Origin of the sequence: Vibrio sp. Y58_MX_L22 (genome assembly GCF_024181865.1) — a bacterium.
GTDB lineage: Bacteria > Pseudomonadota > Gammaproteobacteria > Enterobacterales > Vibrionaceae > Vibrio > Vibrio alginolyticus.
The window spans coordinates 356,009-378,216 of record NZ_JAMZAN010000001.1; the positions used below are offsets into that span (position 1 = coordinate 356,009).

At 44.6% G+C, this 22,208-nt stretch carries 20 protein-coding genes; 9 read left to right on the forward strand and 11 right to left on the reverse strand.

The annotated features are described in order from the left end of the window. Positions 1-32: 32 nt before the first annotated feature. From btuD to cobT, 8 genes are all read right to left on the reverse strand, one after another. Positions 33-800, reverse strand: coding sequence for a vitamin B12 ABC transporter ATP-binding protein BtuD (btuD, locus tag NL626_RS01495; RefSeq protein WP_082245220.1), 768 nt, complete (start codon positions 798-800; stop codon positions 33-35). Further along, positions 787-1,782: a vitamin B12 ABC transporter permease BtuC gene (gene btuC / locus NL626_RS01500; protein WP_053306934.1), complete on the reverse strand. Its 996-nt coding sequence runs from the start codon at positions 1,780-1,782 to the stop codon at positions 787-789. Before btuC ends, btuD begins: the two co-directional genes overlap by 14 nt. Before the next feature lie 82 nt (positions 1,783-1,864). Beyond that, a complete protein-coding gene (locus NL626_RS01505) occupies positions 1,865-2,893 on the reverse strand; it encodes a succinylglutamate desuccinylase (protein ID WP_005377878.1) in 1,029 nt (342 codons plus the stop codon). A gap of 274 nt (positions 2,894-3,167) precedes the next feature. Further along, entirely contained in the window at positions 3,168-4,964 is a 1,797-nt protein-coding gene (locus NL626_RS01510; RefSeq protein WP_130546029.1) for a M3 family oligoendopeptidase, read from the reverse strand. A gap of 128 nt (positions 4,965-5,092) precedes the next feature. Beyond that, the gene (gene cobC, locus NL626_RS01515; protein WP_253656921.1) at positions 5,093-5,707 is read right to left on the reverse strand and encodes an alpha-ribazole phosphatase; all 615 of its coding nucleotides are present in this window, start codon (positions 5,705-5,707) and stop codon (positions 5,093-5,095) included. A gap of 11 nt (positions 5,708-5,718) precedes the next feature. Further along, entirely contained in the window at positions 5,719-6,252 is a 534-nt protein-coding gene (gene cobU, locus NL626_RS01520; protein ID WP_025766771.1) for a bifunctional adenosylcobinamide kinase/adenosylcobinamide-phosphate guanylyltransferase, read from the reverse strand. Further along, on the reverse strand, positions 6,249-7,055 hold the full coding sequence (locus NL626_RS01525; RefSeq protein ID WP_115385892.1) for an adenosylcobinamide-GDP ribazoletransferase: 807 nt from the start codon (positions 7,053-7,055) through the stop codon (positions 6,249-6,251). The genes cobU and NL626_RS01525 overlap by 4 nt, the downstream gene beginning before the upstream one ends. Continuing rightward, positions 7,055-8,098, reverse strand: a complete 1,044-nt coding sequence (gene cobT / locus NL626_RS01530; RefSeq protein WP_253656922.1) for a nicotinate-nucleotide--dimethylbenzimidazole phosphoribosyltransferase — start codon at positions 8,096-8,098, stop codon at positions 7,055-7,057. The genes NL626_RS01525 and cobT overlap by 1 nt, the downstream gene beginning before the upstream one ends. A gap of 248 nt (positions 8,099-8,346) precedes the next feature. Between cobT and NL626_RS01535 the strand changes: the two genes are divergently transcribed. The 7 genes from NL626_RS01535 to purT all read left to right on the forward strand — a co-directional run bounded on the left by NL626_RS01535 (position 8,347) and on the right by purT (position 15,935). After that, positions 8,347-9,036: an NAD(P)H-binding protein gene (locus NL626_RS01535; protein ID WP_253656923.1), complete on the forward strand. Its 690-nt coding sequence runs from the start codon at positions 8,347-8,349 to the stop codon at positions 9,034-9,036. 200 nt (positions 9,037-9,236) lie between these two features. Further along, on the forward strand, positions 9,237-10,610 hold the full coding sequence (locus tag NL626_RS01540) for an L-cystine transporter (protein WP_047100707.1): 1,374 nt from the start codon (positions 9,237-9,239) through the stop codon (positions 10,608-10,610). Positions 10,611-10,767: 157 nt separating this feature from the next. Next, the gene (sbcB, locus tag NL626_RS01545; RefSeq protein ID WP_085569561.1) at positions 10,768-12,189 is read left to right on the forward strand and encodes an exodeoxyribonuclease I; all 1,422 of its coding nucleotides are present in this window, start codon (positions 10,768-10,770) and stop codon (positions 12,187-12,189) included. Positions 12,190-12,244: 55 nt separating this feature from the next. Further along, positions 12,245-12,619: a CidA/LrgA family protein gene (locus NL626_RS01550; RefSeq protein ID WP_005397786.1), complete on the forward strand. Its 375-nt coding sequence runs from the start codon at positions 12,245-12,247 to the stop codon at positions 12,617-12,619. A 1-nt stretch (position 12,620) separates the two neighbouring features. Continuing rightward, the gene (locus NL626_RS01555) at positions 12,621-13,298 is read left to right on the forward strand and encodes an LrgB family protein (protein WP_005377888.1); all 678 of its coding nucleotides are present in this window, start codon (positions 12,621-12,623) and stop codon (positions 13,296-13,298) included. 430 nt (positions 13,299-13,728) lie between these two features. After that, positions 13,729-14,616: a cytidine deaminase gene (gene cdd, locus NL626_RS01560; RefSeq protein ID WP_005377892.1), complete on the forward strand. Its 888-nt coding sequence runs from the start codon at positions 13,729-13,731 to the stop codon at positions 14,614-14,616. A 143-nt stretch (positions 14,617-14,759) separates the two neighbouring features. Further along, on the forward strand, positions 14,760-15,935 hold the full coding sequence (gene purT, locus NL626_RS01565; protein WP_253656924.1) for a formate-dependent phosphoribosylglycinamide formyltransferase: 1,176 nt from the start codon (positions 14,760-14,762) through the stop codon (positions 15,933-15,935). 72 nt (positions 15,936-16,007) lie between these two features. On the opposite strand, the gene NL626_RS01570 is transcribed toward purT, so the two are convergent. Next, positions 16,008-16,658, reverse strand: coding sequence for a thiopurine S-methyltransferase (locus NL626_RS01570; protein WP_031778984.1), 651 nt, complete (start codon positions 16,656-16,658; stop codon positions 16,008-16,010). 315 nt (positions 16,659-16,973) lie between these two features. On the opposite strand from NL626_RS01570, the gene NL626_RS01575 reads away from it, so the two are divergent. Then, positions 16,974-17,753, forward strand: a complete 780-nt coding sequence (locus NL626_RS01575; RefSeq protein WP_053350422.1) for a phosphoribosylglycinamide formyltransferase — start codon at positions 16,974-16,976, stop codon at positions 17,751-17,753. A gap of 122 nt (positions 17,754-17,875) precedes the next feature. Here the strand turns inward: NL626_RS01575 and ihfA are convergent, their stop codons facing one another. Then, positions 17,876-18,172 (reverse strand): integration host factor subunit alpha, encoded by a 297-nt coding sequence (gene ihfA / locus NL626_RS01580; protein ID WP_005377899.1) that lies wholly within the window; start codon positions 18,170-18,172, stop codon positions 17,876-17,878. 534 nt (positions 18,173-18,706) lie between these two features. On the opposite strand from ihfA, the gene NL626_RS01585 reads away from it, so the two are divergent. Further along, positions 18,707-19,588 carry an AEC family transporter gene (locus NL626_RS01585; RefSeq protein ID WP_237305955.1) on the forward strand — a complete coding sequence of 294 codons (882 nt, stop codon included), beginning with the start codon at positions 18,707-18,709 and terminating at the stop codon, positions 19,586-19,588. 213 nt (positions 19,589-19,801) lie between these two features. Here the strand turns inward: NL626_RS01585 and pheT are convergent, their stop codons facing one another. After that, on the reverse strand, positions 19,802-22,207 hold the full coding sequence (gene pheT, locus NL626_RS01590) for a phenylalanine--tRNA ligase subunit beta (protein ID WP_253656925.1): 2,406 nt from the start codon (positions 22,205-22,207) through the stop codon (positions 19,802-19,804). Position 22,208: the final 1 nt, after the last annotated feature.

The following is a 22,208-nucleotide window of genomic DNA, read 5'->3' on the forward strand; positions in this document are numbered from 1 at the left end:
TCAAGTAGGTCGTTTTTTGTTGTCCCTAAATACTAATCAAAGATTAAATAAGGTTGCTCATCTACGATGACCTTTTTGACTTGAGTATTGAACACTTCCCCGAGAGCTTCTTCCGTTAGCACAGTATCGGCATTTCCTGATGAGTGCAGCACACCGTTGTTAAGCAGCAATACTTTATCTGCGTGCTTTAATGTGCGATTGAGATCGTGATTAGCAACTAATACTCCAATCCCCTGCGCCGCCATAGCGTTAATCAATTGATAGAGCAGACCCTCTTGCGCAATATCTAACGGTGCTGCTGGCTCATCCAAAATTAAAAACTGCGAAAAAGGATTAATGGTACGCCACACCTGCAAACATACACCTGCTAATCGGACACGCTGCCACTCACCACCGGATAATGTTTGAATACTGCGATGAAGCTTATCTTGCAGTTGTACCAGCTCCACCACCATATTGACGGCATCACGCACTTTGATATCCGCAATCTCAGCACCACTTGGCAGAGATAAAGCGAGATACTGAAACACATCAACATTAAACGCTGGGCGCGATTGCTGACACAAATAACCTCGAACATGAGCTTGCTCTGACAACGGTAAAGTAAGCAAGTTTTTGTTGCCAACGTACACTTCACCACTCATACCCTCTCGGTGACTTAACGTACCAGAAATCGCAGCCAATAAAGTACTCTTACCGGAACCATTAGGCCCAACGACATGTACGATTTCGCCAGCTTTGCACTCAAAAGAAAGAGGCAATAATCGACTACCAACCGACATATGTTTAACGTGCATCATGACTCTTCACCAGCATCCAGATGAAAATAGGTGCGCCAATCGATGTTGTCATGACACCTAAAGGTAACTCTGCGGAGTCCAATAACAGTCTTGCGCCGATGTCAGCAAATACAAGCAACGCAGCACCAGATATTGCAGAAAGTGGCAATAAATAACGGTTTTCCGTACCAAAAGCCAAACGCAACAAGTGCGGCACCACCAAACCAACAAAACTGATGATGCCACCCAAAGCGACTGAACTACCCACCAAAACAGAAATGGCGAGGATCAATTTCCAACGCATTTGATGCACATCGACACCCAATTGGGTCGCATGAATCTCACCCAGCATCAATTTATCAAGCGACTTGCCTTTACAACATAACCAGGTAAGCACCGGTAACATCACCAAAGTAACGGTATGTTGATACCAACTTGCACCGCCAATACTGCCCATTAACCAATACATCAGTTGGCGTAAACTGAGATCATCACTAAAGTAAAATGCCCAGGTCACAATCGCGCTCGATAAAATACCCAATGCGACCCCAACCAAAAGCAATCGAGCCGTCGTCAGGTGCATTGCCCTTGCTATCGCCACCAAAACAAACGTGAATACCATCGAGCCTGCAATCGCTGCCAACATAAAAACAATCGGGGTAGGAAGAACAGGTGACGCGAACATGATTAAGACCATTGCTAAGCTTGCGCCACCAGAGATACCAAGCACGCCAGGTTCAGCCAACACGTTCCCAAGCAACACTTGTAACGTCGCGCCAGATACCGCTAACGCAGCACCAATAATTGCCGCAGACACTAACCTCGGTAAACGCAAGTCCACCAATAACTTCTGTTCAAATGCAGATAAGGATTGAAAAGGAGAAAGGAAAATTTCTCCGACCATCAAGTGAATGGCAGAGAGTACAGCGAGCACGATCGACATAACCATCAGGTTACGTTGCCAGCGTCGTTCCTTGTTCAGGATAAGTTGTTGAAAATCCATAGCGGCCGATAAAAACAAACGAGGCTTAACCTTACAGTTAAGCCTCGGTAAATTGCAATTAACTTCTCAAAGCAATGTTGGATTAATCGTAAACCAACTCACCCTCTTCAAAACGGGTTTTCACTTCACAAACCATCAGAGCTGCACGTTGACCTATTGCGACGTGGCGGTTCGGGAAGACAATCGCTTCGTTTTCATTCTTCGCCATTAATGGTTTGTCGCCATCATGACCAAACACTTCGCCGTGAACAAATGAGGTGAAGTTTTCAACATTGTCGTCGAACATAAAGTCAAAGTCTTCGTTCAAACGAACGATTGTGCGACTTACGCGATACTTAATGCATGGTTTTGGTAAGTGTTCTGGCTTCGTTTCCGCAATCAAATTACGTAAAGACAAATCAAACGCGGTCAGTTTATCGAGGTCATTTTCACCGATACGAGCCACACGGCCAAGCTCCATTGTGAGAGCCTGCGCACCAAAATTCTCGGCACTGTACCAGCTAAACGTGCTCGATGGTGAGTTTGACAGGAGCACTGCTTCAATGTGTGCACTGTCCAAGAAATCGATCAATGCCTTGCTGCGCACAGGATGACGAGTCTTAGGACTTACTGCAAACGTATAGTGCTTCGAGCCTCTAATCGCGCAGTGTAAATCAAGGTGCCAGCGTGTTGTCGGGTCGGTATCCTGATAAAAATCTCGAACAAGCAGCTTAAGCGTATCGGCGATAACAAGCTCTTTTGTCTGTTTGTGTTCTTTTTCGTCAAACAGACGGTTGAGATTTTCTTCGAGGAATCGCGTGTGCGCCAGAGTGGATTCTGGGTGAGCGATAATGAACAGACAACGGGTATCGACCGTCTGGAACCCAGATTCTATGTCTTGAATAATGGAATCCACCAGCTCCATCGGTGCGGTTTCATCTCCGTGAACCCCACAAGAGATGATGATGTTCTTCGTATCCTGAGTATAATTCGCAGGGATTACTTCTAATACACCACGCTGATAGAGTTTAAGTTTTACACCGTTAGAAAGCACCTGCTCCGCTGGTGCAACATCAATATGAACATCTAACGTGTCAGTTAAAAACGATTGGCGAAAGAGAGACTTCGTCATGCGTTACTCCTTAATAGCACGGCGGATATGTTAATAAATTGTACAAAGGATTTTTGTTGCTGCGATCTCACTTATGAGTAGAAATCACTATTTCCCTCGAAAATCCGATGCCTTTTCGCGCCAGGCACTCAAATCAAGCATTGAGGCGTTTAATTTTCAAACAATTACAAAGTGTTAGGGCTGTGAACTTTACCACAGCCCTGATTAAGATCATTATGATTTGATCAAATTTTTGTAGCTATAAAGCAGATTATGCATCAACACTGCGAAAAACTTAGCCGCGCTGTGCGAGCAAACGCTCAAACTCATCGACTTTTTCACGCACTAGCTCAACACTCTGCTGCCAAAACGTTGGCTGGGTTAAATCCATCGACAGATGCTTTTCGACGACATCTTCCGCCATCATGCAGCCTGTATCGCGCAGCAAATTGATGTAATCGGTGTAAAACGCTTCGCCTTTGGTTTCTCGCTGTGCATAGATACCCTTGCTAAACAAGAAACCAAATAGGTATGGGTAGTTATAAAAGCTCACGCTATCAATAGAAAAGTGCAGCTTGCTTGCCCAGAAGTACGGATCCGGTTCGCTCATTACGTCGCCATACCATTCTTTCCAAGTTTCTGACATCAACTCACAGAATTCATCTGCGGTTAACTCTCCATCCTGGCGGCGTTCATAAAACGATTTTTCAAACTCGTAGCGAACCGGAATGTTGATCATTAAAGCTAGCGCAGATGACAACTCTTCCCACAACATCTCGAGCTTTTCATCAACGCTCTCAGCTTTCGAAATCAAATGATCACGAACGATGTTTTCTGCAAAGATAGAGGCGGTTTCTGCTAACGTCATTGGGTAGTAAGTTTGGCAAAGTGGCAAATCACGAATAACCCAGTTATGGAACGCATGGCCAAGTTCATGTGCCAGAGTCATAAGGTCTGAACGGCTGCCACTCCAAGTCATAAACACAAGTGGTGTTCGCGTTGCTGGCAGTTTGGTGCAGTATGCGCCAAGACGCTTGTTAGCATTTGGCGCGGCATCAATCCAACCATTTTGTACCATCAAACGGACAAACTCCGACATCTCAGGGTTTACTGTTTCAAATGCTTCACAAATAACATCAATCGCTTCATCAAAGTCGTAAACCTTCGCTTCACCGCTCAAAGCAGGCATAGCCGCCAGATGATTCCAAGGTTTCATCTCATCCAGACCATGTACTTGCGCCATCAATAAACCCGCTTTCTGACCAATAGCTCGACTGTCTTTGGCTACGGTCATCATCGCATTTAAAGTTTCAGCTTGGATTCGGCTACCATGCAAACTCGGCTCTAGGAAGTGAACTTCACGCTTCGTAGAACGCTTTTTGTTTTCAGTTAAGCGCCATCCTGCTAACGCATTCAAAATCGCAGCGAATGATTCTTGGTGCGTTTGCATTGCATCTTGTACGCCTCGCCACGCGGCTTCTTGACGCTCGAATTCAGAACCATAAAGAATGCTTGCCGCTTGAGAAAACCCAAGCTCTTCACTATTACCATCTGTGTACTCAAGCTTCACTTTCAATGAGCCAGTCAGGTTATCGTATAGGTTACCCCAAGCCGATTTGCCATCCACACTCATCGCAGCCAGTAACTGTTCTTCTGCGTTGCTAAGACGAGTATCCGCCAACTTTCTAGAATTCAAGATAGAAAAAGCTTGCCCACTGATATCAGGATTCTCATGGTCTAACACGCGCAAGATAAACTCTTCGTCGGCATGCGTTAGTGTCAAATCAAAGGGACTGAACGCTTGGGAAAGCTCCGAAAAGATGCGGGTCATTTTACCAAGTAACGATTTCGCTTCGGCGTTTGTTGCATCAACAGAAGCATAACAACTCGCAAAATTTGCAACTGTACCCGCTAAACGACTCGCGGCTTCATTGGTCAAAATCGCATTTTGCATGATCTCTACGTTGCCACAATCTGCTGATTGTTTATTCAAAAGATCAATACATTGTTCCACAAGAGCAATATCGTCTTGAATTCGTGGGTCAGAAAGGTCGTTATAAACGATGGACAAATCCCAACTCGGCGTTGTCATTTCTATATTTCCTTTTTATGTAACTGAGTCAATTTTCGCTTCCTGCACCTAGCAGATGGGCTTCCACTGACATCTTCCGTGACTATGCCCGTAAGCAATATCGTTCTGGGCATTTTAATATTTATAAATTAACGAGTTAAAAGAGGTACGCCAATCGAACGCACCGAGGCGTAAATTTGCTCATCTATGGTAATTGTTACATGCGTGACAGAAGCGTTTCCTATCGACAACGTCGAATACCACTTTGGGTTACGCCAATCTAACTCCAATACATGAGCAAGAATCATACGAATGACGCCACCATGCGTGACGATAAGTAGATTGTCATTGATATCGTTGATGATTTGAGACCAAACGCGACATATGCGCTTAGAAAATGTGCTTAAGCTCTCAGCATTCGGCAACGTATGTTGTGCTGGCGATTGCCAAAAAGCATCTAGCTTTTTCCACTGCTCAGTGAGCAGATCAAAAGGCATACCATCAAAATCACCAAATGCCATCTCTTGTAAAGATTCATCCGTCATTACTGGTAATAATTGCTGTTCAGCAATGATGTTTGCCAGTTCTTGACAGCGTGAAAGTGGAGAAGAAATTATTCCACCCACACCTCGTCCACTCTCAGCCCAAGCCCGAGCAATACTCTCTTGATCAGCAGGCGTAACTTTTACATCTGTTTGGCCATGGAGTCCTGGTGGAGCGTCTACTTTTCCATGACGCACAAGATAGATATTGAGTGTTTTCATTTTGTTCCATCCTACTCTTTAAGAACCAACGGCAAACCAGCAGCAACAAAGGTAACGCGATGGCAAACACTGGCTAGTTTTTGATTCATCCGTCCTGCATTATCCACAAAATAACGACTAACCGCCCCCAAAGGCACAATGCCCATTCCAACCTCATTAGAGACGAATATTAACGTCGCATCTGAGCCACGTACCATCTTTATAAGCTTTTCAATTTCTGCTTCTAGCTTCTCATGGGAACATTCATCACCTAACTCAAATATCCAATTGTTGAGCCACAAGGTTAAACAGTCGACCAATACAACATCGGTGGTAGCGAAATTTGTCAGTAACTCAGATAAATGAAGGGGGCATTCATGCTCTTGCCACTCGCCCCCGCGTTGCTTTTGATGATGCGCTATTCGCTCTCGCATTTCTTGGTCAAATGGCAGCGCGGTTGCAACATAGTGTAATGATCGATGAGAAGCGACCGATAATTGCTTAGCTGTTTTTTCTGCCAAATGCGACTTCCCAGAGCGCGCGCCACCGAGTATCAATTGCTTCATGAGGAGTGATACAACCCAATCATAGTGAGATAAATAAGCAGTTCCGACAACTGTTGCGCTGCGCCAAGGCAATCCCCCGTAAAGCCGCCAATTCTCTTGGTTAACCAACGTTTGAACATCAAACGAAATACCACGAGAACAAGCGATATCAAGATCGCATCCGCGAAACCAAGCACAAGCAATGTTACGCCACCAGTAAACAACAAAATGGAGACTTCTAGAGAAGACTGGCGACTTGCTAGCGGTTTACTTTTCGACGTATCACTGTCACTGACATAAGGCATGTCATAAATAAGCGTCGCTGCTAGTGCTCGGCTTGCGGTGTAAGCGACGACAATGACCAACCAAAAGTGCGGCAAGTTAGCCAGTTCACTCCAAAAAACATACTTAGCCAATAACGCCATAATGAGAGTGGCGGCACCATAAGTGCCAATACGACTGTCTTTCATAATAGAGAGGCGTCGCTCTACGGTCATGCCACCGCCAATGCCATCCGCCATATCGGTCAAGCCGTCTTCGTGAAAAGCCCCAGTTAACAATAAGCTAAACACCATCGTTAATACTATGGCAACCGACTCTGGGAAAAAAATTGAGGTGAGCGAGAATACCAAAGCGCAAAGTGCTCCAAGCACGAGACCAACTAACGCGAAGTAACGGCCTGCCTGATTCATGCGTTCTTCACTGTAAGGCAACGCTTGGGGCACGGGTAAGCGGCTAAAAAAACTGGTAGCTAATAGAAATAACTCCCACTGGTATCTTAACGATGACGGCGTGACTTTCTCAGAATTATCAGGGACTGACACTATACTGTAACTCCTGCACTCTCGAAGCTCGCCATTTTGTTGTAAAACTGAGCGGCAGCTTTTAACAAGGGTAAGGCAAGAGCGGCTCCTGTTCCCTCCCCTAGCCGTAAACCAAGGTCGAGCAGAGGTTCTGCTTTAAGATGTTCCAATACAAATTTATGTCCATTTTCTTCAGAGCGATGGGCAAACAACATGTATTCACGCGTTTCTTCATCTAGCAACGTCGCAATATAAGCCGCTACCGATACGATAAACCCATCCACTAAAACTGGAGTTTTAAGCCGCTTGGCTTCTAAAAAAGCGCCCACCATTTGTACGATTTCAAAACCTCCAACCTGTGCAAGAATCGCTTTGGTATCAAGACCTCGACATCGGTTTACCCCCTGTGCTACCAGTTTATATTTGCTGCTCAACTGCTGTTGATTGATTCCAGTGCCAACGCCAACACAATAATCAATATCTAATGAGCTCAGTGCCGATAACAGTGCTGAGGCCGAACTGGTATTACCGATGCCCATCTCACCGAACATCAAGAGGTTTGAACCATGCAAAATGGTTTGCTCAGCAATCTTCGCACCATATTCTAAACCTAACGCCACTTGTTCTGGGGACATCGCTGATTGTTTAGAAAAATTAGCCGTACCGTTACCCAACCGTTGTTCAACCAAGTTGGGATGGGATTTAAATTCTGGAACCAGCACATCAATAGGAGCCAACATGCCGCAATCTATTACTTTGAGTTGAATGCCATTAATATCGCAAAAACAGTTGATGGCTGCGCCGCCAGCGAGAAAGTTAGCCACCATTTGCTGAGTGACTTCGCTTGGCGCAATGCTCACACCCTCCTCTGCAACGCCGTGATCTCCAGCAAATACCAGCATGCTTGGTTTGCAGATAGCGATGGAATCAACTGGCTGAGGTTTATTCTGACTTTGAATAAGAGCTAACTGCAGTGCCACCTTTTCCAATAAGCCTAAAGAACCGACGGGTTTGGTTTTGTTATCTATGCGTGCTTGTATCTCCGCAGCAAAAGAGTCATCCATTTTTTACGTTCCTTTGATGTTGTCTGGGTGAGAGGTGTTCTGTTGTTCAAGAGGTCTTGTTCAGCGACAGTTTTTGCGCGCCCACTATTGTATACACTTGCATCCAATTGGGGCAGCGCTAATCAAGTTTATCTCAGGATAGTCTGCCGAGTTCGCAGAGCGTCTCACCTTTCTTGCACGAGATTATAAGTAACTCGTTGAAATCCGCTACAATAGCTTAGACTATGTTCCCATATAGGAGAAAAGATATGGATAACAACACCTGCGCAATCATCGCCGGTGCAACTGGCTTAGTAGGCTCAAAAGTCATTGCAAACCTCATAAATCAATCAGGTGTTGGAACCCTATATTATCTTTCTCGCCGCCCACTCGATGGCGTCCTAGATGTGGAAAACAAGCTTATTCCTCTCATTGATGCAGACCTTTCTATCCACCAATGGGATGAGAACCAACCAACACCAACCATCGGCTTTATCTGTTTAGGCACGACCCTTAAGCAAGCAGGCAGTAAGGATAATTTGCGTAGAGTAGATGTTGATCTGGTGTGTAAAGTCGCCCAGCAGATGAAAACAATCGGAGTTAAACGCCTTGCGGTTGTTTCTAGCCTCGGTGCAAATAGTAAATCGCCATCCCATTACTTAGCTTGTAAAGGACAAATGGAACAACGAATCGAAGCTATGGATTTTGAGGAAATCGTATTTGTTCGCCCAGGCCCGCTTGTTGGTCAACGTCAAAGCCCAAGAATGGACGAGAAGTTAGTACAAACTCTGTTTAAGGTAATTCGCCCACTTATGCTTGGCAAACTGTCCAACTTTTTACCGATTCGAGCAGAAGATGTCGCCAAAGCGATGATTTATCAACTTTTCAGTTATCAAGAAGACTCGGTGGTTTACTTACAAAGGAAAGAAATGCGTGACTTACTGCATCACTACGAATAACCATTTTGTACAATTAACGTGCTAATTCACGCTCTCACGCGACTTAGATCTCGTTTTTATATTCATTTTAGATCTAGCTAATACCCGTTTGTCATTTTTAAAGTTATATCACGAGCGTTATCTTACGCTCCATAAATACATCCGTATAAAACCCCGTATAAAAAACAACCGCCACTTCGGTTGGTTGATAAGGTCAAATTATGAATTTTGCAGTGATAGCCTCTCTAGCCGTCTTTGTTGGCATATTGTTCTTTCTATTTAGTCAGCAACAAAAGAAACATACTCTTTCACGTCTCGTTTTGATCGGTCTTGTTACCGGTTCTCTTTTTGGTCTTGCTTTGCAACTCATTCACGGTGAAGGCAACAGCGCAATTGCTCAAACACTTGAATGGGTAGGCATTGTAGGCAGTGGCTACGTTGGTCTACTGAAAATGGTCATCATGCCACTAGTATTGGTATCGATGATCTCTGCAGTTGTTAAATTGGAGAAAGGTGGATCTTTAGGTAAAATTTCTGGCCTGACCATCTCTGTTCTTCTAGTAACGACTGCAATTGCTGCACTTATCGGTATCTTGGTGACAACAACATTTGGCCTGTCAGCAGAAGGGTTAACTGAAGGTGCGCGTGAAACCGCTCGTATCGCCGTTTTAGAAAGCCGTGCCGGTACAGTAAGTGACTTAACTATTCCTCAAATGCTAGTTAGCTTCATTCCAACCAACCCATTTGCTGATCTAACAGGTGCTCGCTCGACATCAATTATCGCTGTTGTGATTTTCGGCGTGTTAACTGGTATCGCCGCTCGTAAAGTGATGATGGAAAAAGCAGAGTTGGAATCACCGATTCGTACTTTCGTAGAAGCTGCTCAATCTATCGTTATGCGACTAGTGAAGATGATCATGGCCCTAACGCCATACGGCATCGCAGCACTGATGGCAAAAGTGGTAGCGACATCAAGCGCAGGCGACATCCTAAACCTACTTGGCTTTATTGTGGCGTCTTATGTTGCTATCGCACTGATGTTTGTTGTTCATGGCGTATTGGTCTCTTTTGTTGGCGTTAGCCCTGCGGAATACTTTAAGAAAATCTGGCCTGTACTGACCTTCGCGTTTACATCCCGTAGCTCAGCAGCAACAATTCCACTAAACGTAGAAGCGCAAATCACCAAGCTTAACGTACCACCAGCGATTGCAAACCTATCAGCATCGTTTGGTGCCACTATCGGCCAAAACGGCTGTGCGGGTATCTATCCTGCAATGCTTGCAGTGATGGTAGCTCCGACAATGGGTATCAACCCTCTGGATCTTCACTTTATCCTGTCATTGATTGCGATTATCACCATCAGCTCATTTGGTATTGCAGGTGTCGGCGGCGGTGCGACGTTTGCAGCCTTGATTGTTCTTCCTGCAATGGGCTTACCTGTGACCATCGCGGCGCTGCTTATCTCTATTGAACCATTGATTGACATGGCACGTACCGCACTAAACGTTTCAGGTTCAATGACTGCGGGTACAATTGCTAGTCGAGTGCTGAAGTCACCAGAAAGTGAAGCAACATTGGAAGAAACACGAGCATAGAGCTCAAATTCCTTCCAAAGCGATATAACGTAAAATATCAAGCCGATGGTTCGCCATCGGCTTTTTTCATTTTCAAAAATTCAACTTGCATCTTTCGTTGCTAGTCAAGGCGTTGAATGGTCTAATACTGTCATCGGTTTTGTAAACGGTAAGCAGAATGCACCAAGATAATCAGCCCACTTTTTTCTTCTTTGATTATGAGACATGGGGAACCAACCCCGCGAAAGATCGCCCAAGCCAGTTTGCGGGTGTTCGTACAGATGAAAACTTTAATATCATCGGCGAGCCTTTAGTCATGTACTGCCAGCCACCTGCTGATTATCTTCCGTCTCCTGAAGCTGCACTTATTACTGGTATTACTCCGCAAAAAACGGTTCAAGAAGGCCTTTCTGAGCCAGAGTTTATCGCTAAGATTCACGCTGAACTCGCGAAACCAAATACTACCAGTTTAGGCTACAACAGCATTCGCTTTGATGACGAAGTGACCCGTTATACTTGTTATCGCAACTTTATCGATCCATACGCATGGAGTTGGCAAAACGGTAACTCACGTTGGGATTTACTCGATGTACTACGCGCGTGCCATGCCCTTCGCCCAGAAGGCGTAGAATGGCCAGAAAACGAAGATGGCTTCACTAGCTTTAAATTAGAACACTTGTCTGTGGCTAACGGCATAGAACATAGTAACGCGCACGATGCCATGGCAGATGTGGTTGCGACTATCGAAATGGCAAAGAAAGTAAAAGCAGCGCAACCAAAATTGTTTGATTACTTTTTTTCTATGCGCCAAAAGCGCAAGCTCAATGATTTAGTCGACATCGTCAACATGACACCGTTGATGCACGTTTCAGGCATGCTAGGGCGCGAATGCCAGTACACTAGCTGGATTGTGCCTGTTGCTTGGCATCCAACCAATAATAACGCCGTTATCACCATCGATTTAGCGAAAGACCCTCAACCTATTCTTGAGCTATCCGCAGAAGAGCTGCACGAAAGACTCTACACTAAGCGCGAAGATCTTGGTGAATTGCTACCAGTGCCAGTTAAACTAGTTCATTTGAACAAATGCCCTATTCTCGCCCCTGCAAAAACGTTAACGGCTGAAAATGCAGAGTCTATTGGCATTGATCGCCAACAATGTCTCGCCAATCTCGCTTTGTTGCGCCAACATCCTGAAATTAGAGAAAAGCTGATTAGCCTCTTTTCAGTCGAGCGTAAATTCGATAAAAGTGATGACGTCGATACACAACTTTACGACGGGTTCTTTTCTCCAGCCGATCGCGCAGCTATGGATATCATTCGCGAAACCGATCCGAATAATCTTGCTGCATTAGATATTGAATTTGATGACAAGCGCATTAAACCTCTATTGTTCCGCTATCGTGCGCGTAACTTCCCAGGCACATTAGACGAGCAAGAACAAAGACGCTGGGCACTACACTGTCGAGAAGTGTTTGAAAGCCAAATTGAAGAGTACATGCTGAATTTAGAAAACTTAGTTCACGAACATGAAAGTGACGAAAAGAAGATTGCGATATTAAAATCCGTGTACCGTTATGTAGAGAGCTTAGCTTCCTAACTCCTCCTAATACAAGCGCACCTTATGGTGTGCTTGTTGTTTATATACTGTCAAAATGATTAAAGAACGATTCTTACAACTGATCCAACTGCTCATTTCAATCTTCCTCATCATGGGAGCACTTGGCATCGGAATTACCATTCAAAAGTTCACTGGCGTTTCCGTTCCAGGAAGTGTCATCGGTATGCTCGTACTGTTTTTCTCCATGACTCTTGGGCTTGTAAAAGTCGACTGGGTCAAACCGGGCGCCACGCTATTTATCCGCTATATGATCTTATTGTTCGTTCCTATTAGCGTGGGATTAATGCAACATTTCGATATGCTACTCGCTAATGCCCTCCCTATCATTGCTAGCGCAGTTGGAGGCTCACTCATTGTACTAGTCAGCCTCGCTTGGCTGCTGGACTACTTGTTAAAGGAGAAGCACTGATATGTGGTTAGTTGTTACCATTGCGGTTTTTCTTGTCGCGCGCCAAATTGCAATCAAAGTGAATAATCCTCTAGCAAATCCTTTGCTGATCAGTATTGCAGTGCTCATTCCTTTGCTTACTTACTTAAATGTACCGTTTGAAACGTATTATGCGGATAACGAAGGGATCAGTTTTTTACTTCAACCAGCCGTAGTTGCTCTGGCTTATCCACTATATGAACAACTACCACAAATTAAAGCAAACTGGCGAATCATCACTTTTGCTTGCACAGTAGGCAGTGTGATGTCGATGATGACAACCACCTTGATCGCAGTCGCTTTCAAAGCGGATATCAGTTTAATCGCGAGTCTAGTGGGTAAGTCCGTCACTACACCAATAGCGATGGAAATATCGAGTCACCTCGGTGGTGAAGCCGCCGTTGCAGCGATCTTGGTTCTGATTGTCGGTTTATTGGGCGCAATTTTGGCATACCCAATTTACAATTTGATTGGAATTAAACACCCGATTGCACGTGGTCTGACAATGGGTACAGTCTCTCATGCCTTAGGCACCGCTACTTGTGCAGAGAAACAGCCCATAGATGCCGCGTTCTCATCACTCGCATTGGTTTTATGTGGGATCATAACTTCTATTTTGGCTCCAAGCTTTTTTGCTTTGGCTGTCTGGCTATATCAATAGTTAAGCGCTCTCGGTCTGCCCTCCTTCCGGCAGGCCGTAGCCTTTCCGCTTCTTCCTTACCCTTTTCAAAACCCTATCTTATCTATCAACCTCACCCAGTAATATCGTGAAGGGACTTGATCGAGATATACATTCATAGCATTAGCATTCTAGGTGCTACCACTCGCTCTAGATTACGTAGGTATAAAGTAGCATAGCGGTAAAAGTCGCGTTAGTAACATACTCCTGCTCCTTGGTCATATGAATATATACTGATATGGTTAATTGTGAGACGGAGATAACGCTTCACACCTGTGCAATCGAATACATGTGTGAGCTCACTCTAATTATGTAACAGAATTATCAATTGCATTATTTATCGTGATCTAACGCACGGAACATTTCTATCTTTCACATAGAATAACTGTCCATGCAATAACAAGGATTCAACATGAAAAGTCGCATTGAACAGGCGCTAGCAGGCGCTCCAGAAGCACTTTCCAAACAACTTGCTCCTATCATCCAAGCTGATGATTTTGATGCTACGCTTTCAGTTCAACAATTTGAGCAGTTGCTTTCAGCTACCGGTCTATCAGACAAAGAGCTTCGTGTTGCGCTACTTCCTTTTGCCGCAGCGTACTCCTATGCTCCCCTTTCTGACTTTTATGTCGGCGCTATCGTTCGTGGTCTTTCAGGTCGCCTTTACTTCGGTGCCAACATGGAATTCTTTGGTGTACAGTTGGGTCAAACGGTTCACGCAGAGCAGTCTGCGATTAGCCATGCTTGGATGAAAGGCGAACGTGGTGTTAAGGATATCACTATCAACTTCAGCCCATGTGGTCACTGCCGCCAGTTCATGAATGAGTTATCTACCGCAAACGAGCTTAAAATCCAGCTCCCAGAACGCGAAGAAAAGTCACTTCATGAATACCTGCCTGAAGCCTTTGGACCAAACGATCTCGGTATCGAGTCCGGCTTAATGGCAGAAGTTAAACACCAATTCTCATGTGATGATGAAGACGCACTCATCCAAAGTGCAGTTGAAGCGATGAACATGAGCCACTCTCCATACACCAACAACTTGAGTGGTTTAGCATTAGAGATGACTAGCGGCCGTGTATTCCAAGGCGCTTATGCAGAAAATGCAGCGTTTAATCCTAGCTTGCCACCGCTACAAGTTGCGCTAATCCAAGTTTTACTTGCGGGTGAAACCTTTGACAGCATCAAAGCCGCTGCATTGGTAGAAAACTCTGAAGGTAAGATCAGTCACTTAGCCGATACGCAATCAACGTTGGAAGCGTTGAATCCAGATATTCCGCTTAGTTTTGTCAACGTATAAACGACAAATTCAACAAAAAGCTCTACAACATGTAGAGCTTTTTTATTACCTAAAAACCAAAAGCAAACGTTTGCTTTGTCATAAAACTTCAGTATGATCTCCTGCAATTTCTGTCTCATCACTCTATTTTGTAAGGGAACACTATGTTTGGCACTGCAACTAGCGCAAATGCTACCCGTGTATTACTTTTAGGCTCTGGCGAACTCGGTAAAGAAGTCGCCATTGAATGCCAGAGACTTGGTTTAGAAGTGATTGCTTGTGATCGCTATGCCAATGCTCCAGCGATGCAAGTCGCTCACCGTAGTTATGTTATCGACATGTTAGATGGGAACGCCTTAGAAGAAGTTATTACGAAGGAACAACCTACTTACGTCGTACCAGAAATTGAAGCCATCGCAACCGGCAAACTGGTAGAGCTTGAAGAAAAAGGACTGAATGTTGTTCCAACCGCTAAGGCAACCAGGCTAACAATGAATCGTGAAGGTATCCGACGTTTGGCAGCAGAAGAACTGGAATTGACGACTTCACCTTATCGTTTTGCAGATAACTTTGAAGACTTCAAAGCCGCGGTTGAGCATGTGGGTATTCCGTGCGTGGTGAAGCCTGTGATGAGCTCTTCAGGTAAAGGGCAAAGTGTTATCAAGACCGAAGACGACGTTACAAAAGCATGGGATTACGCTCAGGAAGGCGGGCGTACGGGTGCAGGTCGCGTTATCGTGGAAGGTTTTATCGACTTCGATTACGAAATCACTTTATTGACCATCAGAGCCGTTGACGGTGTGCATTTCTGTGCTCCAATTGGTCATCGTCAGGAAGATGGCGACTACCGCGAATCATGGCAACCGCAAACTATGTCAGAAAACGCAGTAAAAGCAGCTGAATACACGGCTGAGAAAGTGGTAAACGCGCTCGGTGGCTACGGCATCTTTGGTGTAGAGCTATTTGTTAAAGGCGATAAAGTCATTTTCAATGAGGTCTCTCCTCGCCCTCACGATACGGGTATGGTTACAATGATTTCACAGGAAATGTCTGAGTTTGCTCTCCACGTGCGCGCGTTTACCGGAATGCCAATTAATAATATTGTGCAATATGGCCCATCTGCGTCTGCTGTTATTCTTGGACAAGGGACTTCCACAAACATTCGCTTTGAAAACCTAAGCAAAGCTTTAGCTCAACCTCAAACACAAATTCGTCTATTCGGTAAGCCAGAAATCGATGGTCGCCGCCGTTTAGGTGTTGTCCTTACGCGACGAAAAACCACCGAAGAAGCCGTTCAAGATGCTGTTGAAAGTGCTTCAAAAGTGAATATCATTTATTAAATACGAACCACTCATACAAAAATAGCGCAGCTCAAATTGCTGCGCTATTTCGTGTTCCAAACCGAAGAGAGCCTATTCACTCTCGATTAAGTACACTTCTTCAGAGAAGCGACTTAAGCCTTTTTTCGCAATTTTAGGATGATTCTCGTCAGCTTCATCTACGTTCAAACAAGTAACTTTGTAACCTGAAAATAACTGCTCAATCTCTTCGACCGGCACGCTAAATGGAGGCCCCGCCATCTCTTCTTGAGGATAGTTGAGTGTAACAAGCAAAATACGACCGCCTGGGTTCAAAAGTTGCTTGAGACGCTCTACATACTCCTCTCGCATATCTTGCGGTAAAGCAACCAACGCGGCGCGATCATAAATGATATCGGCTTGAGATACTGGTGCAGTGAAAAAGTCCCCAGTATAAATAGAGAGCTCATCAAATTGATAAAGCTCGTGCATGCCATTAATAGGCGTTACCGTTGGCGTGTAAAAATGTTCAGCAAAAAAGGCACGCACAGCAATATGGCTTAGCTCAACGCCTTCAACCGAATCATGCTTCATCGCTAGCCAAATCAAGTCTTCTGACTTTCCACATAAAGGAACTAACACTTTATCTTCACGCTTTGGATTAGTGTGTTTCCAATATACTGGTAATAGCGGGTTTACATCTTCCAAGTGAAATCCGATCTGATTGCTGGCCCATTTGTTATGCCAAAATTCTTGGTCTCTCATTTTACTTTCTACTTGTCGGCTGTTTTCATTTTGAGAGGTAAGACTAACGTTTTTTTTCAATTTGTCTATGCCGTTCATCTTTGGTTAATACTGCGGTGATAGGATGTAATCGGTCTCATAGGAGACGCGCCTTTATCTGATAATCAGAATAAAGAAAAGAGAAATGGTGATCTAACGCACGATTCTACTTCAAGATAAAACTGAAACCTTGGAATCTTTCGTAATGGCCCCATTTATAAGTTAGTACCTGATTTGCCGAACTTAGCGACCTTTATGTTCCCTATTTTCTAAGTACAAGCAAGTTAAGGAGAGTGAATGAGCTTATTTCTTCGTACTACAGCATTGATGCTTTTGGTACTTAGCCGTGCACCGGCATTTGCCGCACTTCCAATTACCCCTGCGCCTAATGGCGAACAAAATCGTTCAACCAGCCAAAACGAAGTTTGTTCGAAACTTTTTAAACACAGCCTTAGCGGTTTATATGGCATTCAGTCAATCGACACCACACCAACTCAGCCATATTCTGACTTCGACATTCTTTACAGCAAAGCTCACCAAGCGCAATTTGAACTTGAAACTATCTGTAAAAGTACCGCACTTCTTAATGACGCTCAGCCATACTTCGCAGGCGTGAAATCCAAACAACGAGCAGAAGAAAAGATAGCTTTAGAATTAGGTGGGAAAGTTGAACGTATTACTGACCTAGCACGTGCAACGATTGTAGCTGAAGACGTCGCGAGCTTAGTCTCCATTTATGAAACTTTAGAGCGTGAAACAACTATTGTGAAAGTAAAAAATCGATTCAAAAAACCTGGCCCTTCAGGATATAGAGACTTGAACTTGCTCGTTCGTTTACCAAAAACAAACCTAGTAGCCGAAGTTCAACTGCACTTGAAAGCAATCGCAGATGTAAAAAGCGGTCCCGAACACGACCTATACGAAAAAATCCAGAAACTAGAACGTCAAGCGATGTTGGAAAAACGTGAGCTAAGCGAAATAGAGCTTGCCTCTATTCGCAACATGCGTACACAGTCTAAGAACTTGTACCAACAAGCATGGCAACCATACTTAACAACGCATCTAGAAGCGGCGTAACCGATATCATTAAGCGTCTCTCATAAACAGAAAAACCACCGCATTGCGGTGGTTTTCATTTGTATGCACACGAATTTTACGCAAAAAAAAGACCACGCCTTAGCGTGATCCATTTATTCGGCTTACTGTACTTTCTTCAGGTTTTCTACACGAGCTTTTAACTTCTGACCCGGGCGAAAAGTCACTACACGTCGAGCAGTAATTGGAATATCTTCACCAGTTTTCGGGTTACGACCAGGTCGTTCATTCTTGTCACGAAGATCAAAGTTACCAAAACCTGACAGTTTTACCTGTTCGCCACTTTCCAGTGCCTTACGAATCTCTTCAAAGAACACTTCCACCGTTTCCTTGGCGTCCCGCTTACTAAATCCTAATTTATCAAACAGGTTTTCTGCCAGTTCGGCTTTTGTGAGCGCCATAAAACTTTCCTCAAAGCTATGTTAAACAATGCTACGTTAGTGTAGCGCCAGAGCAGTTTTACCCTACCAATTCAACAACATATCGGGGTTACATCAGGAAGTGTATGACAAGCTTATGATTTTCGCCAACTTTTTTCTTGGCGAACAAAAGGAATAGCACTACGTAAATTATTGTTAAACGCCAGAAATTTGATATTTTTGTTTTTGTTTCATCTTTATCAGGAAAAACATCCAGATTATAAAACTAAAAGTAGTTTAAATATCAACATTAAACACTATTTAATAAAAATATCAGATATTGGTTATTTAACAGACACTTGACATAGAACTTGTCGTAAATTCAGTGATTTGTATGTAACTCGATACGTAACAATTAGATTAAAAGGTATGACCACCTGTACTTTGCAACTGTGCTTAGAAAGCTTGATTAAACCCACGCTTCTCGCTGTTTAACGATGACGCCATATATAAAGATTGATAATGTGGAAGTTCGTGTATTTCCTCATTAGCTTCTTACACTGCTTCTAGGCGACCATGATTAATCAAATCATAAATATTCTTTTCCCTGTTTTTGCTCTTGTCGGAGTTGGCTATTTGGTCGGTCGTTACATCAAGCCTGACTTTCGCCCAATAAACCGCATTAATATTGAGGTATTTACGCCAGCACTGGTATTTTCGTCACTCGTTAGTATGCCGCTCGATTCAAATCAGGGGCCGCTTCTTTTGGCGGCAATTGTCGCGGTTTTAATTCCCGCACTACTCATGATCCCGGTATGTCGATGGACGTCACTCTCGTTTAAAACCTGGGCGCCACCACATATGTTTCGCAATAGCGGAAATCTAGCTATTCCTTTGTTTACCTATACGTTTGGAGAAATTGCGCTGTCGTCAGCAGTGCTTTTATTTGTCGTATCAGCATGCTTGCATATCAGCTTAGGCGTAATGCTGCTTAGTCATGGCAACCCTTTTAAGCAAATAGTCAAGATGCCAATCTTTTTAGCAGCGTCGTTGGCTCTGTTTCTCAACGTGTCAAATGTGGGTGCATGGGCGCCTTTATACGAAGGCACGGCTCTACTTGGGCAAGCGGCCGTACCCGTGATGCTTTTATCTCTGGGGGCACAAATGTGTCATTTAAGGTTGGACGGTTTAAAGATTGGTGTGTTGTGTACCGTGCAGTCACTGGCAACTGGTGCTGTCGCTTTTGCACTTATTTATTGGTTAATTCCCCTTCCAACGATGCAATTGCAAATGATGGTGCTCTTCACAATGCTGCCGCCAGCCGTCATGAATTACCTATTTGCGGAAAGGCTGAATATAGAACCCATGAAAGTGGCGTCAATGGTACTATTTGGCAACTTTTTCAGCATTCTTACGCTACCTCTTCTGCTTAGCTATACCCTCTCACTCGCTGCCTAACCGCCAACAAGCTATCGTTAGCGTGTATTAGCTGAAAAACAATACGTTCCTAATCTCGGGTAAGGGCCATCCCTAGTTTGGTCTAGTATTTTAAAGTCATGAGGGGTGGTGCGAGCAGTATGGAACTTGAACAACGATAAGGTAATCCTAAAAATAAAAAACCCTGCCAAACTGGCAGGGTTTTCATTTCTTAAGAAGATACGTTACGCGAGATTAGTCACGCAGAGACGCACCAAACATCTCAGAAACGTGAGCAACGATAGCGTCAACCGCACCAGCGATATCTGCATCTTCAAGCGTACGCTCAAGTGACTGTAGAGTCAGAGCGATTGCTAGGCTCTTCTTACCTTCTTCAACGCCTTTACCTACGTAAACGTCGAACAGTTTCGCATCTTTAAGGAACTCGCCACCTTGCTCTAGACAAGCGTTAACGATGTCACCAGATGCAACAGCTTCATCCACTACTACCGCGATATCACGACGGTTTGAAGGGAATTTAGAAAGTGCTACCGCTTCTGGGATCACTTTGCTGTTGATTGCAGACCATTCGATTTCGAATACGATAGTGCGACCATTTAGGCCGAACTTACGCTCAAGCTCAGGGTGAACGGTACCGATCACGCCTACTTCTTTGCCGTCTACGATGATTGCCGCAGATTGACCTGGGTGAAGAGCTGGGTTAGCTTTTTTGCTTTCAGGTGACAGTGCAGCGAAAGAGTACGCTTTTTCGTTCGCAGATAGCTCTAGAATCGCTTCTAGATCGCCCTTAAGGTCGAAGAAATCAACCGTGTTAGTTTCGATATCCCAATGTTCTTCACCGCGAGTACCAGCAATAACACCTGCAAGCATAGGCTCTTGACGCATGCCGTTTTCTGCAGATTCACATGGGATGAAACGTAGGCCATATTCGAATAGACGAACGCGTGGCTGTTGACGCTTCTGGTTGTGAACAACCGTGTTCAGCAGACCTTGGATAAGACCAAGACGCATTGCTGACATGTCTGCAGAAATTGGGTTTGGAAGCACTAGAGGCTCAACACCAGGTACAACTAGCTTTTGTTGCTCAGGCTCAACGAAGCTGTATGTAATTGCTTCGTGGTAACCACGATCAACAAGAAGATCACGAACGCGTTTCAGTGGAAGATCCGCTTCAACGTGGTTGTGCATCTTAAGTGCTGCTGCTGGGTGTTGGTTAGGAATGTTGTCATAACCGTAGATACGGCCAACTTCTTCAATCAGGTCTTGCTCGATAGCGATATCGAAACGCCATGTTGGCGCTACTGCCATCCAACCTTCTTCTGAAGCTTCAACAGTCAAACCTAGACGCTCTAGGATTTCTACTACGTCGCTATCTGCAATGTGGTGACCTAGCAGGTTGTCTAGCTTAGTACGACGTAGAGCAACTTTGTTTGGCTTAGGTAAGTCTGCTTCAGACTCTACTGCAACAACAGGTGCTACTTCACCGCCACAAATTTCAACAAGAAGCTGTGTTGCACGCTCCATTGCGCTTACTTGCAGTGCGTAATCCACACCACGCTCAAAACGCATTGAAGAGTCAGTGTGCAGACCGTAGCTGCGTGCGCGACCACGGATGTGGTCAGGTGCAAAGAATGCACACTCTAGTAGAACGTCTTTAGTCTCAGTTGTTACACCAGACTCTTCACCACCAAAGATACCTGCGATTGCAAGTGCTTTGTTATGGTCAGCAACTACTAGTGTATCTGCGTTTAGTTCTGCTTCGTTGCCGTCAAGAAGCGTTAGCTTCTCACCTTGCTCAGCCATACGAACTACGATGCCACCTTCGATCTTCGCTAGATCGAATGCGTGCATTGGTTGGCCTTGCTCTAGAAGAACGTAGTTAGTGATGTCTACTACAGGGTCGATAGAGCGAATACCACAACGACGCAGTTTCTCTTGCATCCATAGTGGTGTTTCAGCTTGAACGTTTACGTTCTTAATAACACGACCTAGGTAACGAGGACACGCAGCAGGAGCTTTCACTTCGATAGACACTTTATCGTCGATTGAAGGGGCAACTGCTTCTACTAATGGCTCTGTCACGTCAGCACGGTTTAGTACGCCAACTTCACGAGCTAGACCACGAATGCTGAAACAGTCAGCGCGGTTTGCCGTTAGGTCTACGTCTACTGTTACGTCGTCTAGACCTAGGAATTCACGGAAATCGGTACCGACTACTGCGTCTTCTGCTAGTTCCATGATACCGTCTGACTCAACGTCGATACCTAGTTCAGTGAATGAACAAAGCATGCCGTGAGATGGCTGGCCACGTAGTTTCGCTTTTTTGATTTTGAAATCACCTGGAAGAACAGCACCAACTGTTGCTACTGCTACTTTCAGACCTTGGCGACAGTTAGGTGCGCCACAAACAATGTCTAGAAGCTCTTCTTCACCCACGTCAACTTTAGTTACGCGCAGTTTGTCTGCATCTGGGTGTTGACCACATTCAACAACGTGACCGACTTTAACGCCAGTAAAAGAACCTGCAACAGGAAGAACGTCGTCTACCTCTAGACCGGCCATTGTAATTTGGTGAGTTAGCTCGTCAGTAGTAACCGCAGGGTTTACCCACTCACGAAGCCATGATTCGCTGAATTTCATG

What these genes read in the sequence shown, in the direction of transcription:
- btuD (WP_082245220.1), bottom strand. Translation starts at nt 800, where the DNA reads ATGATGCACGTTAAACATATGTCGGTTGGTAGTCGATTATTGCCTCTT.
- btuC (WP_053306934.1), bottom strand. Translation starts at nt 1,782, where the DNA reads ATGGATTTTCAACAACTTATCCTGAACAAGGAACGACGCTGGCAACGT.
- NL626_RS01505 (WP_005377878.1), bottom strand. Translation starts at nt 2,893, where the DNA reads ATGACGAAGTCTCTCTTTCGCCAATCGTTTTTAACTGACACGTTAGAT.
- NL626_RS01510 (WP_130546029.1), bottom strand. Translation starts at nt 4,964, where the DNA reads ATGACAACGCCGAGTTGGGATTTGTCCATCGTTTATAACGACCTTTCT.
- cobC (WP_253656921.1), bottom strand. Translation starts at nt 5,707, where the DNA reads ATGAAAACACTCAATATCTATCTTGTGCGTCATGGAAAAGTAGACGCT.
- cobU (WP_025766771.1), bottom strand. Translation starts at nt 6,252, where the DNA reads ATGAAGCAATTGATACTCGGTGGCGCGCGCTCTGGGAAGTCGCATTTG.
- cobT (WP_253656922.1), bottom strand. Translation starts at nt 8,098, where the DNA reads ATGGATGACTCTTTTGCTGCGGAGATACAAGCACGCATAGATAACAAA.
- NL626_RS01535 (WP_253656923.1), top strand. Translation starts at nt 8,347, where the DNA reads ATGGATAACAACACCTGCGCAATCATCGCCGGTGCAACTGGCTTAGTA.
- NL626_RS01540 (WP_047100707.1), top strand. Translation starts at nt 9,237, where the DNA reads ATGAATTTTGCAGTGATAGCCTCTCTAGCCGTCTTTGTTGGCATATTG.
- sbcB (WP_085569561.1), top strand. Translation starts at nt 10,768, where the DNA reads ATGCACCAAGATAATCAGCCCACTTTTTTCTTCTTTGATTATGAGACA.
- NL626_RS01550 (WP_005397786.1), top strand. Translation starts at nt 12,245, where the DNA reads ATGATTAAAGAACGATTCTTACAACTGATCCAACTGCTCATTTCAATC.
- NL626_RS01555 (WP_005377888.1), top strand. Translation starts at nt 12,621, where the DNA reads ATGTGGTTAGTTGTTACCATTGCGGTTTTTCTTGTCGCGCGCCAAATT.
- cdd (WP_005377892.1), top strand. Translation starts at nt 13,729, where the DNA reads ATGAAAAGTCGCATTGAACAGGCGCTAGCAGGCGCTCCAGAAGCACTT.
- purT (WP_253656924.1), top strand. Translation starts at nt 14,760, where the DNA reads ATGTTTGGCACTGCAACTAGCGCAAATGCTACCCGTGTATTACTTTTA.
- NL626_RS01570 (WP_031778984.1), bottom strand. Translation starts at nt 16,658, where the DNA reads ATGAGAGACCAAGAATTTTGGCATAACAAATGGGCCAGCAATCAGATC.
- NL626_RS01575 (WP_053350422.1), top strand. Translation starts at nt 16,974, where the DNA reads ATGAGCTTATTTCTTCGTACTACAGCATTGATGCTTTTGGTACTTAGC.
- ihfA (WP_005377899.1), bottom strand. Translation starts at nt 18,172, where the DNA reads ATGGCGCTCACAAAAGCCGAACTGGCAGAAAACCTGTTTGATAAATTA.
- NL626_RS01585 (WP_237305955.1), top strand. Translation starts at nt 18,707, where the DNA reads ATGATTAATCAAATCATAAATATTCTTTTCCCTGTTTTTGCTCTTGTC.
- pheT (WP_253656925.1), bottom strand. Translation starts at nt 22,207, where the DNA reads ATGAAATTCAGCGAATCATGGCTTCGTGAGTGGGTAAACCCTGCGGTT.